The organism is Rothia mucilaginosa (assembly GCF_049990865.1).
Classification (GTDB): Bacteria; Actinomycetota; Actinomycetes; order Actinomycetales; family Micrococcaceae; genus Rothia; species Rothia mucilaginosa_I.
Map to the genome: position 1 here is coordinate 473,908 of NZ_CP188231.1, position 17,357 is coordinate 491,264.

At 61.3% G+C, this 17,357-nt stretch carries 14 protein-coding genes; 7 read left to right on the forward strand and 7 right to left on the reverse strand.

Annotated features, from left to right (window positions below):
* The first annotated feature begins 109 nt into the window (after nt 1-109).
* The 7 genes from hemE (at nt 110) to hemB (ending at nt 8,597) form a co-directional block, all read left to right on the forward strand.
* Entirely contained in the window at nt 110-1,312 is a 1,203-nt protein-coding gene (hemE, locus tag ACP3RB_RS02035) for a uroporphyrinogen decarboxylase (protein ID WP_426699287.1), read from the forward strand.
* Between the two features lie 121 nt (nt 1,313-1,433).
* Entirely contained in the window at nt 1,434-2,987 is a 1,554-nt protein-coding gene (gene hemG, locus ACP3RB_RS02040) for a protoporphyrinogen oxidase (RefSeq protein ID WP_426699288.1), read from the forward strand.
* A gap of 133 nt (nt 2,988-3,120) precedes the next feature.
* Complete coding sequence (gene hemQ, locus ACP3RB_RS02045; protein WP_304192625.1) at nt 3,121-3,945, forward strand: hydrogen peroxide-dependent heme synthase; 825 nt, start codon at nt 3,121-3,123, stop codon at nt 3,943-3,945.
* On the forward strand, nt 3,942-5,396 hold the full coding sequence (locus ACP3RB_RS02050) for a ferrochelatase (RefSeq protein ID WP_426699289.1): 1,455 nt from the start codon (nt 3,942-3,944) through the stop codon (nt 5,394-5,396). Before hemQ ends, ACP3RB_RS02050 begins: the two co-directional genes overlap by 4 nt.
* Before the next feature lie 111 nt (nt 5,397-5,507).
* A complete protein-coding gene (locus ACP3RB_RS02055; RefSeq protein ID WP_426699290.1) occupies nt 5,508-6,641 on the forward strand; it encodes a hydroxymethylbilane synthase in 1,134 nt (377 codons plus the stop codon).
* Between the two features lie 5 nt (nt 6,642-6,646).
* Nucleotides 6,647-7,522 (forward strand): uroporphyrinogen-III synthase, encoded by an 876-nt coding sequence (locus ACP3RB_RS02060; RefSeq protein ID WP_426699291.1) that lies wholly within the window; start codon nt 6,647-6,649, stop codon nt 7,520-7,522.
* Between the two features lie 73 nt (nt 7,523-7,595).
* Nucleotides 7,596-8,597 carry a porphobilinogen synthase gene (hemB, locus tag ACP3RB_RS02065; RefSeq protein WP_426699292.1) on the forward strand — a complete coding sequence of 334 codons (1,002 nt, stop codon included), beginning with the start codon at nt 7,596-7,598 and terminating at the stop codon, nt 8,595-8,597.
* A 172-nt stretch (nt 8,598-8,769) separates the two neighbouring features.
* Here hemB and ACP3RB_RS02070 read toward each other — a convergent pair whose 3' ends face one another.
* The 7 genes from ACP3RB_RS02070 to ACP3RB_RS02100 all read right to left on the reverse strand — a co-directional run bounded on the left by ACP3RB_RS02070 (nt 8,770) and on the right by ACP3RB_RS02100 (nt 17,228).
* Nucleotides 8,770-10,020, reverse strand: a complete 1,251-nt coding sequence (locus ACP3RB_RS02070; RefSeq protein ID WP_426699293.1) for a hypothetical protein — start codon at nt 10,018-10,020, stop codon at nt 8,770-8,772.
* Nucleotides 10,021-10,168: 148 nt separating this feature from the next.
* Nucleotides 10,169-10,726, reverse strand: a complete 558-nt coding sequence (locus ACP3RB_RS02075; RefSeq protein WP_426699294.1) for a hypothetical protein — start codon at nt 10,724-10,726, stop codon at nt 10,169-10,171.
* 159 nt (nt 10,727-10,885) lie between these two features.
* The gene (locus tag ACP3RB_RS02080; protein ID WP_426699295.1) at nt 10,886-12,079 is read right to left on the reverse strand and encodes a carboxylate transporter; all 1,194 of its coding nucleotides are present in this window, start codon (nt 12,077-12,079) and stop codon (nt 10,886-10,888) included.
* 152 nt (nt 12,080-12,231) lie between these two features.
* Nucleotides 12,232-13,413: a sugar dehydrogenase gene (locus tag ACP3RB_RS02085; protein WP_426699296.1), complete on the reverse strand. Its 1,182-nt coding sequence runs from the start codon at nt 13,411-13,413 to the stop codon at nt 12,232-12,234.
* Between the two features lie 32 nt (nt 13,414-13,445).
* Nucleotides 13,446-14,795: a glutamate-1-semialdehyde 2,1-aminomutase gene (gene hemL / locus ACP3RB_RS02090; RefSeq protein ID WP_426699297.1), complete on the reverse strand. Its 1,350-nt coding sequence runs from the start codon at nt 14,793-14,795 to the stop codon at nt 13,446-13,448.
* Between the two features lie 209 nt (nt 14,796-15,004).
* The gene (locus tag ACP3RB_RS02095) at nt 15,005-16,372 is read right to left on the reverse strand and encodes a threonine/serine ThrE exporter family protein (protein ID WP_426699298.1); all 1,368 of its coding nucleotides are present in this window, start codon (nt 16,370-16,372) and stop codon (nt 15,005-15,007) included.
* A gap of 160 nt (nt 16,373-16,532) precedes the next feature.
* Nucleotides 16,533-17,228 (reverse strand): 3'-5' exonuclease, encoded by a 696-nt coding sequence (locus ACP3RB_RS02100; RefSeq protein WP_426699299.1) that lies wholly within the window; start codon nt 17,226-17,228, stop codon nt 16,533-16,535.
* Nucleotides 17,229-17,357 lie beyond the last annotated feature (129 nt).

Sequence of the window (17,357 nt, forward strand, 5' to 3'; positions counted from 1 at the left end):
CGGGTGTGAACTAAGGTGTCCCTCACCACTAAGGAAGCCACCTTTAGGTAAAAGTCGCCATGACATAGTGTCGCAAAAACGCCCACATAAACCTGTCACACTAGACACTATGAGCGAAAACCAGCACACCACTCTCGCATCGGAAAAGGGCCCCGCAGCGGCTGCCGCACAGGCACCCGCCCTGCCCGCACACCCCACCGACGCCCAGCGACCCCTACTCACCGACGAGCAGCTCGCACACCTACCCGCCAACCACCCCCTGCGCGCAGGCACCACCGCCGACTCGCCCATGCTCCGCGCCCTCACCGGCCGCCCCTCCAGTCACCGACCCGTCTGGTTCATGCGCCAGGCAGGCCGCTCCCTGCCCGAATACCGTGAAGCACGCGAAGGCATCCCCATGCTGGACGCATGCCTCACCCCCGACCTCGCCGCAGAAATCACCGTGCAGCCCGTCCGCCGCCACAAGGTCGACGCCGGCATCTTCTTCTCCGACATCGTCATCCCCATGAAGCTCGCGGGCGTCAACGTCGACATCGTGCCCGGTAGGGGCCCCGTACTCGACCAGCCCGTACGCACCCTCGACGAGGTGCGCGCCCTGCCCGAACTCAAAGACAGCGACCTCGACCCCATCCGCGAAGCCGTCGCCGCCACCGTAGAAATGCTCGGCGACACCCCGCTCATCGGCTTTGCCGGAGCCCCCTTCACCGTCGCCGCCTACATGGTCGAAGGCGGCCCCTCCCGCGACCACCTGCGCCCGCGCACCATGATGCACGCCGACCCCGCCGCCTGGCACGAACTCGCCGCCTGGGCATCGCGCACCGCAGGCCAGTTCCTGCGTGCACAGATTGAAGCAGGTGCATCCGCCGTGCAGCTCTTCGACTCCTGGGCAGGCTCCCTCGGTGAAGGCGACTACCGCCGCTACGTGCAGGCACACTCCGCAACCGCCCTCGACATGGTGCGTGAATACGGTGTGCCGCGCATCCACTTCGGCACCGGCACCACCGCCCTGCTGCCCGCCATGCACGAAGCCGGCGCAGACGTCATCGGCGTGGACTACCGCCTGCCGCTGTCCGCAGCGAACACCCTGCTCAACGGCGCCGTACCCCTGCAGGGCAACATCGACCCGGCACTGCTTGCCGCAGGTAGCGAAAACCTCTACGCACACGTAGACGAAGTGCTCGCCGAAGGCAACGCCGCCCCCTCGCACGTGGTCAACCTCGGCCACGGCGTACCCCCGACCACCGACCCGCAGGTGCTCACCGACCTCGTGGCGTATATCCACGAGAAAACGGCACGCTCAGGCACACGCTAAGGCAACAGATCCGCGGGGCTAACACATATCAGCGCCGCGGGCCCCCCCCAACAACCACCGCGCCCGCTGATAAAGCCAACACCGCAGGGCAGACCCGCTGACAGACCAAAGGAGAACCACCATGGGCCAGCACACCAACCAGGCACCGCACCGGACCGCACAGGCCAGCTCCTCCACCGCGCCCCAGACCGCACGAGCATTCACCCGCAACGAGAAGGTACCCACCGCCATCGTTATCGGTGGCGGCCCCTCCGGCCTCATCTCCGCACGCCGCCTCGCCGCAGCCGGCATGCGCGTCACCCTGCTCGAACAACGGCACCACCTCGGCGGTGCCGTCGGTGCCCACGAAGTTGGCGGCCTGCTCCTAGACTCCGGCGCCGAATCCTTCGCAACCCGCAGCCCCATCGTCAGCGACCTCGTCAAAGAACTCGGCCTGGGCGACCAGATCGTCACCCCCAACTCCTACGGCTCCTGGCTGTACCTGCCGCAAGGTGCCCGCCGCACCCCCAGCACCGGCATCATGGGCATCCCCGGCAACGTCAACGACAAGTCCCTCATTCCCGTCATCGGCAAGAACGGCCTGCGCCGCGCCCAGGTGGACAAGTTCCTGCCCGTATCCGCTAGCGAAAACGCGAAGACCCTCGGCGAGCTCGTGCGCATCCGCATGGGTCAGAAAGTGCTCGACAACCTCGTCGCCCCCGTCGTCTCCGGCGTGTACTCCACCCACCCCGACAAGCTCGACGTGGACGCCACCATCCCCGGCCTGCGCGCGGCACTGCGCAAGCACCGCTCCCTCTCCGCAGCAGCGGCAGCCTTCCGCTCCGCAGCACCGGCAGGCTCTCAGGTGGCAGGCATCGTCGGCGGCATGAACCAGCTCTCCGAACGCCTCGTCGAAGACCTCTACGCCGCCGGTGTTCGTATTGTCACCGGATTCGACGTCATCGCCGTAGACCGCGACGAATCCACCGGCCAGTGGTTCATCATCCAGCGCCACACCACCGACGGCGAAAACACCCCCCTCTACGCCGACTACCTGGTAGTCGCCACCGACGGCCCGACCGTAGCCCGACTCATTGGCCCGCACGTCTCCACCGCGCTACCCGCCCTGGAACCCGGCCCCGAAGTCGCCCTCGTCACCCTCGTCGTCGACGCCCCCGCCCTGGATAAGCACCCGCGCGGCACCGGCCTGCTCGTCTCCGAAGAAGCAACCGCCGTCCGCGCCAAGGCCCTCACCCACGCCACCGCCAAGTGGCAGTGGGTCGCCGACGCAGCAGGACCCGGCCGCCACGTCGTACGCCTCTCCTACGGCCGCGGCGGCGAAGACTCCCGCTTCTCCGAAGTCGCACTCGCCGACGAGCAGCTCATCACCCTCGCCCTGCGTGACGCAAGCCGCATGATGGATGTTGCCCTCACCCACCGCAATCTCGTCGACGCGGACGTCGTACGGTGGCGCGGCGTACTGCCCGCCTCCACCCCCGGACACCGCGAACGAGTCAAAGAATTCCGCGAACGCGCCAGCGAACTCGGAACCCTCAGCACCGTCGGCTCCTGGGCCGCCGGATCCGGCCTAGTCCTCACCGTCAAAGACACCTACGAGCAGATGGACCAGCTGATCTACCACGCCGCACAAGACTGGGAAGGCATCACCTCCCCGAAGGTCGCAACCGCGAAGTAGACGGCACCGCAACGGCAGAAGCTCAGCCAACAACTCAGCTCAGCCAACAACAAAGCCAAAAATTGAGAAAACGCGCAGCTACGGAAGCCGCGCCTCCAGCACAGCGAACCCTCGCTGAAGAAAGGAACACACAATGTCTCACGATCACGCAGCACACGGCCACGGCGGCGCACACGGTGCACAGGGCCAGGGCGGCTACACCCACCCCGGCCACGGCTACGGCGGCGCACCCAAGGGCTACGCAGTCCAGCACTCCGCAGCTGACGAAAACCGCCGCGGCCGCGAAGAAGGCGAAACCCTGCACTACGCCCTCTACACCGTGTTCGCACGCTCCGGCGCACGCCCCGCAGAAGCAAACACCGACGAAGCACGCGCAGAATTCGAGAAGGTCGCCGAGCAGCTCGCAGCCGACGGCGTGACCCTGCGCGGCATCTACGACGTCTCCGCAATGCGCGACAATGCAGACATCATGATCTGGACCCACGGCGAGAGCCCCGAAAAGCTGCAGGCAGCAGTCCGCAAGATCCGCCGCACCGCACTCTTCGCAGGCACCACCATCGTCTGGTCCACCATGGGCGTACACCGCGAAGCAGAATTCACCCGCAACCACGCACCCGCCTACGCACGCGGCAAGGCACCCGAAGCATGGGTCTGCGTCTACCCCTTCGTACGCTCCTACGACTGGTACTACATGAACCCCGAACGCCGCGCAGAAATGCTCAAGAACCACGGCATGAAGGCAATCGACTTCCCGCAGATTCTGGCAAACACCGTCGCAACCTTCGGCATGAACGACTACGAGTGGGTCCTCGCCCTCGAAGCACCCCAGCTCGTTGACCTGGTCGACATGATGCGCCACTTCCGCAACACCGAAGCACGCCTGCACGTGCGCGAGGAAACCCCCTTCTACACCGGCCGCCGCATCGGCGCAGACGAAGTAGCAGAGGTTCTGGCGTGAGCCATCAGCCGAACAACGGCGTAACCCTCAACGGCACACTCCTGCCGGACGACGTGGTACCCAACCGCACCGACCCGGCGAACACCGCCTCCAACGGCCCCGCCGCGCTCAACGAGCAGACCCTCGGCGACTACCGAAGCGAACGCAGCATCACCCGTGAACGTGCCGAAGAGGCACGCCCCTACGACCTGGTGATTCTCTCCTCCTTCGGTGGCCCCGAGGGGCAGGAGGACGTCATCCCGTTCCTGCGCAACGTAACCGCTGGCCGCGGCATCCCGGACGAGCGCCTCGAAGAGGTCGCCACCCACTACCGCGCCAACGGCGGCGTCTCGCCCATTAACGAGCAGAACCGTGCCCTGCTCGCCGCATTGCAGCAGGCGCTCGCCGAGCGTGGCCCGCACATCCCGATTACCTGGGCGAACCGCAACTGGAAGCCCTACGTGAAGGACGTACTCGCCGAAGCCTACGAGAACGGCCACCGCAACGTGCTCGTGCTGGCAACCAGCGCCTACCCCGGCTACTCGAGCTGCCGCCAGTACCGTGAAGACTACGGCATGGCGATCGAGCAGCTCGGCCTGGAAGGTCGCGTACACGTGGGCAAGATTCGTCAGTTCTTTGACGTGCCCGGCTTCTCCCGCGCCTTCGCTGACGGGCTGAAGGACGGCCTCGCCACGGTGCGTGAGCAGCTTGCCGCACGCGATAGCGGCTCGCCGAACCCGCGCCTGCGCATCATGTTCTGCACCCACTCGGTGCCGACCTCCGCGGCGAACGAGGCAGGCCCGCGCGGCGTGAACTACGAGGGTGGCTCCGCCTACGTGGAGAAGCACCTGCAGGTCGCTCGCGCCGTGCTTTCGCTGGTTCGCGATGAGGCTCCGCAGCTTCTGCAGAACGTCGAATGGGAGCTGGTGTACCAGTCCCGTTCCGGCCCGCCGTCCATGCCGTGGCTCGAACCGGACGTCAACGACGCACTGGAGGCGCTACCCACCCCCGCCAACCCGGCGGAGGACGGCGAAGCCCCCGTGGAAGGCGTCGTGCTGGTGCCCCTCGGATTCGTCTCCGACCACATGGAAGTCAAGTGGGACCTGGACACCGAGGCGCTAGACACCTGCGAGCGCCTGGGCGTGGTCGCCGTGCGCACCCCCACCCCCGGCACGCATCCGGCGTACGTGGAATCGCTGCGCCGCCTGATTGCCGAGCGCGTGGAGAACGGCGTTTCAGCCGACCTGCGCCCCGAACGTGAGAGCGTCCTCGCCCCGAGCGCGAGCGGTCAGTACGGCTGGTTCGACGAGTGCGAACCGGGCTGTTGCAAGCCCGGCCGTGGCGCGCCGAAGCCGGTGGTTGCAGAATACGCGCCCGCCGTTTCTGAGGACGCCGCCTCTGCCGCAACCGCTGCTGAAACCTCTGCCCGCCGCTCCGGTGGCTGCGGCTCCGGCGGATGCTGCTCCCACTAACATCACCCCTGTAGCTCCGGCTCGCCCCAACACCCCCCTAACCGGGGTACGCGGGCGGGTCGGAGCGCACGTGCCTACGGGCTATCACACACATCACTGATAAGGAGAGATATGAGCCATCACGAGTACATCTTGGGCACCCGCGGGTCTGCTCTCGCCCTGACCCAAAGCCGTATTGCTACTGAAACTGTCACCTCCCTCTACACCGAACACCAGGCACACCACGGCGCCGCAGATGCCGAGGTTGTGGACTTCACCCTGCGCACCGTCAAGACCGAAGGCGACGTGCTCACCGGACCCCTGGCAACCCTGGGCGGCACCGGCGTATTCGCGGCGGCACTGCGCCAGCGTCTGCTCGACGGTGAGAACGCCTCCGAAGAAAACCGCGTGGACATGGCAGTACACTCCCTCAAGGACCTGCCCTCCGCACCCTGCCCCGGCCTGGTCATCGCCGCAACCCTCAAACGTGAAGACCCCCGCGACGCCCTCGTAGCACGCGACGGTCTGACCCTGGACACCCTGCCCACCGGCTCCCGCGTGGGCACCGGTTCACCCCGCCGCGCCGCCCAGCTGCGTGCACTGCGCCCCGACCTTGAAATCGTGGACATTCGCGGTAACGTGGGCACCCGCATCGGCCGCGTGAAGGGCCTCGAAGAGCACGCCGGCAAACAGGTCGTGCTCCGCCAGAACACCGAAACTTCCGAACGAGCCGACCACGGTGTAGGCACCGAACGCAGCGGTGACTGCGACGCCGTGGTGCTCGCCGTCTCCGGTTTGAAGCGCCTGGGCAAGGAAGAACTCATTACCGAGTACATGGACCCCACCCGCATGCTGCCCGCCCCCGGCCAGGGTGCGCTTGCCCTGGAAGTGCGTGAAAGCGAGTTCGAGAACCCGGACCCCGCCGCGCTCACCGACCCCGAGGTGGCACGCCCGGTCCGTGCCCTCGGCCGTGCCCTGCTCGCCGCAAACCACTACGAAACCCGCCTCGCCGTCAGCGCCGAACGTGCCCTGCTGCGCCGCCTCGAAGCCGGATGCGCCGCCCCCATCGGTGCGTACGCGCAGGTGGTTGAGGGCGACCTGGTGCTCAACGTTGTGGTGGCCTCCCCGGACGGCACCGACATGCTACGCCACACCTCGGCAACCGCCGAACTGGATGTGCCCGGCGCCGAACGCCTGGGCGTGCGTGTGGCGGAAGACCTGCTGCAGATGGGCGCCGCCGCCCTGGCTGGATTGGATTTGAAGTAGGCATCATGTCTGCCTCGTGTTCTGAATACCCGCACACGGTTCTGCTGACCCGCTCCGCCGCCCAGGGCGCCGCCTTCGCACGCGCCCTCGCCGAAGAATGCGCACAGAACGGCTTGGGGGAGCCCCGGGTACTTTTCGCCCCGCTACAGCAGGCACGCACCGTCGAGCCGGGCGAAGAGCATACCGCCGCGCTGGAGGCGCTCGCCTCCGGTCAGTACGCGTGGGTGAGCTTCACGAGCGCCAACACAGTTCGCGCCTGCGCCGAGCTGTGGGGTGACCAGTTCGCCCGCGCCTGCGCGAGTGGGGGAGCACGCATCGCCTGCGTGGGCGCGGCGACCGCCCGCGCCGTGCACACCCAGCTGGGGCTGGGCACGGATTTTCAGCCGCAGGTGCAGAGCGCCGCCGGTATGCTCGCGGAGTTTGAAAAGCCTGCAGCTGATGTCGCCGCCGTGCTGGTTCTGGAAGGCTCCAACGCCCGCCCGACCCTGCGCGAAGGCCTCAAAAACCTGGGCTGGGACAGCCGCCGCTGCGTGCTCTACGACATGGTGCCCGCCGAGCAGGTGGCACCCGGCGAGCTGAGCCTCAGCGCCGCCCGCGTGCTCGTGCAGGGGAACACAGCTCAGGTGAGCGCCCCGGAAAACCCCGTGCCGGATGTGCTGGTGGTGACCGCCCCCTCCCGCCTGCACGCCCTGCTGGACGGCGCACCCGCGCTAGCGCCCGAATCGGTGCCGCCCGAGCCCGTGCCGCCTGAGTCCGTGCCTCCGGTGGTGGCGATTGGGGCGAGTACCGCCTCCGCATGCCGCGCCCTGAACCTGCGTTATGTGCAGGCCGATTCGCCCTCCCCGCAGGATTTGGCGCGCGCCGCCGCATCCCTGATTTAGACGCATCCCTCATCTAGGCCTCATTAAGACACATCTAAGACCACATATTTTTATCGAGTTTTCAGGAGAGATCATGAACCTCACCCGCCGCCCGCGCCGCCTGCGCACCACCGCAGCCATGCGTTCCCTCGTTGCTGAGACCACCCTGCGCCCCGCGCAGCTGATTCAGGTGTTCTTCGTTCGCGACGGCATTGATGAGCCGCAGCCGATTCGTTCCATGCCCGGCCAGTACCAGCACACCCTGGAGAGCATCATCCCCGCCGTGCGTGAGGCGTACGAGGCGGGCATCCGCTGCATTGACCTGTTCGGCATTCCTCGCGATGAGGATAAGGACGAGGTCGGTTCGACCGCCTGGGATTCGCAGGGCATCCTGAACCGTGCGATTGCGGTGTGCCGTGAGGAGTTCGGTGACGACCTGGTGGTTATGGCTGATACTTGCTTGGATGAGTTCACGAGCCACGGCCACTGCGGTGTGCTGGTTGATAACGGCCACGGCACGCTTGTTGTGGATAACGATCAGACTGTGGAGCTGTACTGCAAGATGGCGGTTTCGCAGGCGCGTGCGGGTGCGCACACGGTGTCCCCGTCGGGCATGATGGACGGCCAGATTGCGGCGATGCGCGCCGCCCTGGACGAGGCTGGTTTTGAGGATGTGTCGATTCTGGCGTATTCGGCGAAGTACGCTTCGGCATTCTTTGGTCCGTTCCGTGACGCGGTGGAGTCCAGCTTCACGGGTGACCGTAAGACCTATCAGCAGGATCCGGCGAACCGCCGCGAGTCGCTGCTGGAGGTGCGCGCTGACCTGGAGGAGGGCGCGGATATGGTAATGGTGAAGCCTGCCGGTAGTTACCTGGATATTGTGCGTGAGGTGGCGGAGTTTTCGCCGGTGCCGGTGGCGGCGTATCAGGTGTCGGGTGAGTACGCGATGATTGAGGCTGCTGCGGCGAACGGCTGGATTGACCGTAAGGCTGTGGTGTTGGAGTCGCTGCGTTCGATTCACCGCGCCGGTGCGGACGTCATCTTGACCTACTACGGTACGGAGGCGGCACGCTGGCTGCGCGAGCAGGACGCCTAACCCCTCCGCATACAAGACTATAAACTGGTTTATTGTAATTATTTTTAAGTATTATGATTGTGGGTCTTCCTAAATATTCTAGGGAGACCCACAATCATTTATCTACATCGTAGTATGATGTATTTGAGATAATTATTTTATTGGGTAATTTATTTTTAGGTAGTTATACTTTCTACTCCTGCGGAGCCCATGAGTAGTAACCATTGAATTCATAGAGTGATTTGAATCTCTCTGTTTCAGGGGGGGTAGTTTTCATAAAGGAATCATAAAATGTATCGTACCTAGGCCTCGAGAAGTAACTTATGTTGATATAGTATCTTCCATCTTTGAGGTTGCAATCGATATGCCCGTCTTCGACTTGAATTATTTGTTTATATCCTGTAAGTGGTATATCTTTCTTGATATTCGCAATGATTTCATCCATTAGAATCTTATTTCCTGAGATGTTTTTTGGAAATGAAAGAAACCAAAGGGCTTCGTTATGAATAAAATTCTTGTCTTCAAGAATTACTTCTTGATTTTTTTGCAGGGAATCTTCATTGCTTGCTACGACCCACTCCAGGGCGCTTCCCATAAGGAGCTTATTGATCTCTTCTGTAACGGATACCTCACCGTTACCCTTGGGGCATGAGTCGCAGTCAATGTACCGAATTGGGATATACCCTTGTCGCCCTGAAGGTGTATCTTTGTATATTGCGGTTGGGATGATTTGTCGAGGGGTCATTTTTACCGCAATGTTATTGCTTAAAGGAACTAGATACGAAGGGGGATTGATTTCGCAGCGCTTGCCATTCTTGTAGTACTCTCCATACCACTCTGTTTCTTTTTCCCAAGTGTAATCCTTGCGGAACATATCTTCGGAAGCTCTTAGATATGCCATGCCTAGGTCTGGGAGAATGAAATTGGATTTAGAAGTATATAGAACATCGATTGAGTACAGGGAGAAAACCCTTCGGCATTCAAGTCGAATGGTTGTTCTGAGCATGGCAACTAAATCTTTTTTGGATTGTTTAAATTTTCCTTCATCTTCCTGACTTAGAGGCAGTAATGCTTCAAACTGGTTTTCGTAGTTCTGCCTAAAGCCGGGGCTGCGAACCCATAAGTCGGCGACATATGGGATAAGAACTTTTTCCCATAAATTAATGGAAAGTGGTTTCTTCTGGGTGAAAATCTCTGAGAGTTCAGGCAAACTGCCTTCATATTCGTCCCACAAATCATCGACAGCGCGACCGAAGGATGAGTCATACTCTCCCTTCACATATCCAATAGTCTCTGCCCTTTTGTAATGGGGAGAAGTCATTCCTTTTCTGTGTAGGTAGTACACTTTTCTTTCTCGAGGGGAGTCATCCTTGCTATCTGAGAAAGATCCAATAATGGAGGCGGGTACGGTGTGGTCTTTTAGGTTAGTCTTCTTCTTAGTCATAAATTCTCTCCTATGAGAATCATTGCAACGAGAACTTTCGTTTCTTAGCCTATCATGTATACATAAAAATCCAGTCAAGAATGATGAAATAACGTGGGCATTCATATGTGATTTGCTGTATACATTCGGTTTTCCAAGGGACGTATTGCTATTTTTCGGGTTCCTCGTTGATGGGTTTGTACCCGAGGGAGGTGCACACAATGTTGCCGTTGGTGAAGTATTCCGCGAGCTTCTCGCGGTCAGCGGGGGAGCGCAGGTCCGCCCAGCGTTCCTGCTCCAGATAGAACGCAACCTGGGAGGTTAGGCAGACGACGCGCTCATCGTGCACCGCCACAATATGCCTGCGCAGCCACGGCATGCGCTTGGCGAGGTTCGGCGGGATTCTGGACGGCACCTTGATTTCTATCTGCCACTGTGACGGTTCGTAGAAGGTCGGCTTGATCTGTTCGGGGTTCTTCGGGAAGACACAGAACTCCTCAATGTCGGGGTAACTGTACTTCTTCGCGGGCAGGAAAAGCCGCCCAATGTAGAACGAATCGGGGTTGAACAGCAGGTAGCGCCTCCTGCAATACCACCGAGTCGCAAAGGTTATAGCGGCAACAATCCCCAACAAGATGGATGCGTCACGGCGGGACATCGGAATAACGCCCAGAACGCTCCAGCCAACGAGCGCGTAGAAGAAAACGCAGAAAGCTAGAAACAACACAAAGTGGGTTTCAGCATAGAAGTTATTTCTTTTCCAGACTCGTCTGGCTCGGGGAGGAATCTCCTCCAGCATTGGTGGAGTGCTTAGCTCCATGAGTTGTCCTCTCTACGGGGTATCGGTGATGAAGTGTGGCTTTTCGCCATTTATGCTAATTAGCCGCTAATCCACTGCGCGGAAAGACGCGATACGCGCCGCCTTCTTCGTCAGCTCATTCGCCGGCTTGTAACCCAGCGTGAGGCAAATAGCGCGCCCCTCCACAAAATACAGGGGCAGCTTCTCGCGGTCTGCCGGGGAATCCACATCCGCCCAGCGTTCCTGCTCCAGATTGAACGCAATATGCGCCACCAAACAATCGATACGGTAATCCCCGAAGCCAAAAGTCTCCAAGGAACCGTTAGAGAAAGTGACGGCAAGACGCCAATCACTGGGCATCTGCTCATCAGGGTCTATATCCTCGGGATCGCCCGTGTACCAGGGGTAAACCTTGAACCGGTCAATATCGGAGTACTGGTAGACCTTGGGCGAACGGAAAATACGCCCACGCTTCACCACGGTCGGCGTGAACTGGTAGTACGAACGCACCGTACACCACAGGTAAGGAATGGCTAGCGCGTAGACAACAAGAAACGCTATTGACGTCTTACCAATGTAGGTGGGCTCATAACCGAGCAGCTCAGTATTCGCGAGCGAATGAAGGTAACAGAGCAGAAAGAAACCACCCACAGGAATCGCCACAAAGAGGAAGATTCCCTGCCCCTTCCAATCAACCTGAATGGGCTCACTACTGGGCATAGCGGTTGTGGTGCGGAACGGGGCGCTGAGCCGACCCAGCGTCCTGGCGTAGATAGCGGGCATGCCCAGGTGACGTTCATTGGGGCTGAAACCGCGTGCGACGCGCCAGCCGCGGCGACCCCAACGCGCCGCCCAATACACCATGAGGAACGGCAGAAGCAGCCCCGGAATCAGGATTCCGTCGTACGCCATATCCCAGTACAGAACGAACGTCGAATAGACGATGACACACGCCCAGCCGTACACGAGGATATGCCCGAAATCCATAATGGCGTTCGAGCCCTTGATGCTTTCCAGCTGGGCTTCAGCCTTGCGGAATGCCGCTTCTTCTTGCTCGGAGGTGAGGTAAGTGCCAGCATCCGCGAGCTCTGTAATTGCCTTCTTCACATCCTCGACGGGCGAACCCATCACCGAGGTGTAGACTTCGCGCGCCCGCGAGGCGCCAATAAGCGTAGGGTAGGCGACCTCCACCAGCAGGCAGCACGCCAGGTAGATGAAGAACGCCACCAGCCACATGTTGCGCACCTGCTCCAGGGGCAGGCCGAGGGCTGCAAGGTCCATGAATTGTCCTCTCTACGGTGTCTCTCTACGGGGTATCGGTGATGGTGTGTCTATGGTGCTCAGAAGCCACATGTGTTTCGAAAAGCCACGTCTTATGTGGCTTCTCGAAACACATGTGGCTTCTCGCGGTATAAGAGCGGTATAAAAGTCGCCTACTTGTACTGCGCCTTCTGGAAGGATGCGCGGCGTGCCGCCTCCTCCGCATGCTTACCGGCAGGCTTGTACCCCAGGGTCGTGCAGATCACTCGGCCGTCCACGAAGTACTTCGCCAACATTTCACGGTCCGCCGGTGAATCCAGCTGCGCCCAGCGTTCCTGCTCAATCTTGAACGCAATCTGCGCCACCAAACAATCAATCTGGTGATCATTGAGCGCATAGTTGTGCTTGCGGCCGCCGGGAAGCAGAATCTCCAGCCGCCACTGGCTCGCGTCCTTCGGGTTCAGCTTGATAGCGTCCGGGTTCTTCGGGTACACACGGAACGCGCGAATCTCAGAGTAGGGGCGGGCCTTCGCCGGAAGGAGCAAGCGCCCAGCCTGGAACGAATCCGGGTTGTACAGCACGTAATCGCGGTTGTACATCAGCAGCATGATGATCAGCGGAATGTACGCCGCCGCCAAGAACCAAGACGCGTTACCAATATAAATCGCTTCCCAATCCTCATCGATGCTCCAGCCCGCTAGCGACGTCAAAAAGACCGCGGCGAGCAGGAACGCAATACCGTTGAGCCCCCAGTAGAAGGTGCGGTCGTCACGAATCGGCTCCACGCCCGGCACCGTGCCGCGCACACGGAACGGTGCGCTCAGCTTACCCAGCGTCGCCGAGTAGATGCGCGGCATACCCAGCACACGGTCGTCCTTGCTGTAACCGCGTGCTTCACGCCAGTGACGGCGACCCCAACGGGCACCGCAATACACCATGAGGAACGGCAGAATCAGCGCCGGCAACAGGATGCCGTCGTACACGATGTCCCAGTACAGGGTGAAGATGGAGACCGCCACAATCCAGGCCCACAGGTACATGACCGTGTGGAACCAGCCGCCAAACACGCCGGCACCCTCAATAGAATCCAGCTTCTTCTTCGCCTTCTTCGTGGCGCTACCCTTGCGGGACGAGCTCAGCGGCGCACCCATCGCGGTACGTTCCGCGGTGGCGCGGCGCGCCTCATCAACGGGCGAGCCAGACACCTCAAGGTACAGGTCGGCTGCCTTCTCCTTCTTGATGGGCACCGGGTAGGCGATATCCACCAGCAGGCACAAGCCCACGTACACCATGAAGGCGATCAGCCACACGTCGCGTAGCTGCTCCATGGGCAGGCCCAGAGCGCTCAGATCCATGAGCGGTTCACCTCCTTACGTCTCTCAAACCCTTACGCGGATGCGGCAGCGGCGGCGGCAGCCGGAAGAGCCGAGATGATACGGTCCATCGCCTCATCGTCGTGGGCGGCAGAAACGAACCACGCCTCGAATGCGCTCGGCGGCAGGTACACGCCGGATTCGAGCATGGAGTGGAAGAACGCGTTGTAGCGGCTGGTTGCCGAGGCCTTGATGTCGGCGTAGTTGTGCACGCCCGCCTCGGAGGTACCAAACGCCACCGAGAAGAGGTTACCGGCGCTCTGGATGGAGTGGTCCACACCGGCGGCGTTGAACGCCTCGGTCAGAGCCTGCTGCAGCTGGGCGCTGCGCGAATCCAGGTGCGCGTAGACGGCAGCATCAGCCAGGGTCAGAGTCGTAATACCCGCCGCGACGGACAGCGGGTTACCGGAGAGGGTACCAGCCTGGTAGACGGGGCCGACCGGCGCCAGGTGTTCCATGACCTCACGCTTACCGGCCAGCGCCGCGATGGGCATACCGCCACCAATAACCTTGCCGAACGTGAAAATATCGGGAACCCAGCCGCCATCCTCGGGAGCCGCGTAACCCCAGTAACCAGCCGAAGACACACGGAAACCGGTCAGCACCTCATCAAAAATGACGAGCGCACCGTTCGCGTGAGCAATCTCGTGCAGGCCACGGTTGAAACCGGGCTCGGGGGTCACCACACCCATGTTGCAGGGCGCCGCCTCAGTAATAATTGCGGCAATCTGACCCTCATGGTTCGCGAACGCCTCACGTACAGCGTCCAGGTCGTTATAGGGCAGAACGATGGTCTCCGCGGCGGTTGCGGCAGTCACGCCAGCAGAACCCGGCAGCGCCAGGGTTGCCACGCCCGAACCAGCCTCGGAAAGCAGCGCGTCCACGTGGCCGTGGTAGCAGCCCGCGAACTTAATGATCTTGTCGCGACCGGTCACACCACGCGCCAGACGAATCGCAGTCATGGTCGCCTCAGTACCGGTGGACACCATACGCACCTGATCAATCGCACCGGGAATCGCCGCGTTAATACGGTTGACCACCAGCTCAGCCAGCTCAGCCTCCGGCGCGCTCGCCGCACCAAAGGACAGACCGCGCTCAGCCGCCTGCTGAACCGCCTCAACCACCTGCGGATGCGCGTGGCCCAGAATCGACGGGCCCCACGAGCAGACCAGGTCAATGTACTCGTTGCCGTCCGCATCGTACAGGTACGCGCCCTTAGCCTTCGCCGCAAACGCAGGGGTGCCGCCCACAGAATTGAAAGCACGCACCGGGGAATTCACACCGCCGGGAATCACCGCGCGAGAACGCTCAAACAGCTTCTCGCTAGCTTCGTGGTGCAGCGGGTGGGTAGAGGAAGGAGTCATCGTATCGGTGCCTTTCAACAGAGACGGCGAACTAAAGAATTACAGGGGACGATGCACGCCAGGCAACGGAGCCTGCACGCTATGAGCGTCCCGTACCTAACCATCATAGGCGCTACAGATGAACCGCAGGTGACAAGCACCTGAACGTACCGAAAGGTGACGATAAAACACAACAGACAAGTTAGGTAACAGAAAGAAGAATACGGCGGCTACCGCAGGTGCCGGTCGGTGTCCAGACGGTTCAACACCTGAGTGTCCTGATCAAACAGCCAGTTCTTATCAAAGAGCAGACGCACAAACGCCAGGCCCATACCCAACGCCATGAAAATCAGTAGGGACTGCACAAAACCGGTCGCCGCCGAATACATGTCACCGCTGGCAAAATGCGACATGGAACGGTAGAACAGCACACCCGGAACCATCGTCACCACCGCCGGAACCGACAGGGAAATACGCGTGTACTTACGCTGATGCAGCGGCGCCACAATCTCAGCCAAAATACCCACACCAAACACGGCAATTGTCGCCGCCATATGCGCGGGCATACCCGCCTCCACCATGTGAATACGGGCGGGGTTCGCCACCGCAGCAATCACGCCACCCCACACGCACGCCACCGGGGAGGCGGCAAAAAGCATCGCGAAGCCAGCCGCCGCAACACCCGAAGAAAGCACCTGCAGAACCAAATCCAGGGTCGGATCCAGAGTAAGAGGCGCCGGAGTAGCCAACGGCAAATGGAACAGCGAACCCAACAGCCACACCGCAAACGACGCACTAATCAGCAGCAAACCCACATACGTCAGACGCGAAATACCCGCCAAAAAGTCCATACGAGAAATGTCGAGCATGCCCGTCACCATGGGGAAACCCGGCACCAAGAACAGCACCGACGAAATAAAACCAATCATATGGTTCGGGCTAACCCAACCCGCCGCAACCAGCACATTAACAACCGCAATGTACAGGCCCGCCGCCAGGAAACCACACGCCATCCACGTCGCCATGTGGCTCACGCCGCGCTTGAGCAGAGTCGAACGCAAATACTGGCCGGCACCCGCCGCCAAGAACACGACCGAGCACTCCACCAGACCGCCACGGTTCAGAAACGCGAACCCGGCACACGCCACAGCCGACGCCAACGCCAGCATCCACGGGGTGTACAGCGGCTTCGCCGAATCTATACGGTCCAGCTCGGCGTTCGCCTCCGCCGGGGTAATCTTCTCGGGAAGCTCAGAAATGAACTTACCCAACTGATCCAGCTTATGAGCGTTAATGCCCATCGTGCGCTGCTCAGCCACCTCAGTACGGAAATTACCGTCCGTGTACGAAGACGTCGAAATCTCGGTGAAGGTCACCTGCGCGTGATGCTCCTTCAACCCCACAGCCTTCGCCAAACGCGCCATCGACGCCTTAATACGGTACGCGCTCGCACCCGACTTCATCAGGATGCGGCCCAGGCGGAGCACCACCTGAGACTGCGCCACCAAATGCTCATGCGCCAGGCGGGTAGAACCCAAATAAATACTGCGCGTATTGGTGTCAGGGTACGGCTCGGTAGTGCGGGGCTGATCATCCATGAGAGGCCTTCCGGGTCGTGCTATTCACGTGCTATTCGTTGCAGGTGCGGTCACCTTCTAGCATAGGGGAGAAGCCCCGGAGGGGATAGTGTCAGCCCGTCAATAAAGGCGAGATATGATGGGTGGCTGGGGAGGCGAGAGCGAGTTTAGCGGCGCAGTTTTATCGGCGCACCGGCCAGCGGCCGTCAATGACCTCAGATTCCTTACCCGGCTGCGTACGCAACCACGCCTGGAAGCTCGCCGCCTGCTCCGCCGCCCACTGAATCTGCTGCTCGTGTAGCTGGCGCGCATCCACGTTGAGAACTTGCGGGAACTGCTCGGTCAGCTTCACCAGCAGACGCTCCGCCGCCAAGGCGTCATCAGCGGACGTGTGCGCGTTTTCTAGGGAGACACCGTACTCGGCGGCAAGAACCTCCAGGGTGCGCTTGCCGCGCTTACGTGGAATCACGTGCTTATGCAGAACGTACGGGTCGAGCACCACACCCGGCGGCAGCTCACCGTTGGCAATATTGTGACGCAGCATCTCGTGGTGCAGCACCGAAAAATCGTAGGCGGCATTGAACGCAATAATCGGCACGCCGTCAAGGTTCAACGCACCAATCGCGCCGGCAAGCTCCCACACGACCTCGCGGGCGGGACGACCGTGCTTACGCGCGTACTCGGTCGTAATACCGTGCACGGCGGCGGCACCGGCAGGGATCTCAACGCCGGGGTCAGCCAGCCACTCGCCACGGCGCACCACATTACCCTGAGGGTCCAGCAGAATCAGGGAAGCAGTCACGATGCGGGCGGTGGTGACGTCCACACCGGTGGTTTCAAGGTCAAAAGTGGCGCGCAGGCCGTTCATCCAGGTCATGCTATAAGACTAACCCAGTAGAGAAGGAGGCGCGCGTCTGGCGGTCATGCTGCTGTGGATAAGCCGTTCTCGGGGCAGTATATTAAGCCCCCCGGGGGTTGCATATTAAGTCGCCGGGGCGGCGCATAA